This window comes from Azospirillum palustre (genome assembly GCF_002573965.1).
GTDB classification, from domain to species: domain Bacteria; phylum Pseudomonadota; class Alphaproteobacteria; order Azospirillales; family Azospirillaceae; genus Azospirillum; species Azospirillum palustre.
Genome location: NZ_PDKW01000013.1, coordinates 1 through 882 on the forward strand (window position 1 = coordinate 1; position 882 = coordinate 882).

Annotated in this window: 1 protein-coding gene; it reads left to right on the forward strand. The window is 71.1% G+C overall.

Translation table 11 applies throughout. From position 1 onward, the window contains the following. A partial coding sequence (locus CRT60_RS00065; RefSeq protein WP_143272901.1) for an AMP-binding protein occupies window positions 1-882 on the forward strand: 882 nt, incomplete at both ends.

The following is an 882-nucleotide window of genomic DNA, read 5'->3' on the forward strand; positions in this document are numbered from 1 at the left end:
GAGCGGGGGACCGCCCCGCCGCCGGTGCGGGTCTACTGCTTCGGCGGCGACGCGGTGGGGGAGGCGGCCTTCGAGCTGGCCAGGGAGGCGCTGCAACCGGAGCACATCATCAACGGCTACGGCCCGACCGAGACGGTGGTGACGCCGCTGATCTGGAAGGCGGGCCGGCAGGACCGCTGCGGTGCGGCCTATGCGCCGATCGGCCTGCGGGTGGGCGACCGCACCACCCATGTCCTGGACGGCGACCTGAACCCTGTTCCGCTTGGCGTGGTCGGGGAGCTTTATCTTGGCGGCGCGGGCTTGGCGCGGGGCTACCTGAACCGTCCCGGGCTGACGGCGGAGCGTTTCGTCGCCGATCCGTTCGCTTCCGACGGCGGGCGGCTCTACCGCACCGGCGACCTTGTGCGCCAGCGCGGGGACGGTGTGATCGAGTATGTCGGGCGGATCGATCATCAGGTGAAGATCCGCGGCTTCCGCATCGAGCTTGGCGAGGTGGAGGCGCGGCTGCGGGCGCAGGAGGGCGTGCGCGAGGCGGCGGTGGTCGCTCGTGACGGCACGTCAGGCAAGCGTCTGGTCGGCTATGTCGTGCCTGCCGGCGACGTTGATGCTGGCGATGGCCTCGTCGAGCGGCTGCGCGGCGGGCTGAAGGCGGCGTTGCCGGACTACATGGTCCCGTCGCATCTGGTGGTGCTGGAGCGGTTGCCGCTGACGCCCAACGGCAAGCTGGACCGCAAGGCGCTGCCCGAGCCGGAAGTGGCGTCGTCGTCGGTCCAGGTTCAACCGCGCAGCGAGGCCGAACGGGCTTTGGCGGCGCTGTGGTGCGAGCTGCTGCGGCTGGAGAGCGTCGGCGTCACCGACAACTTCTTCGAGCTGGGCGGAGAC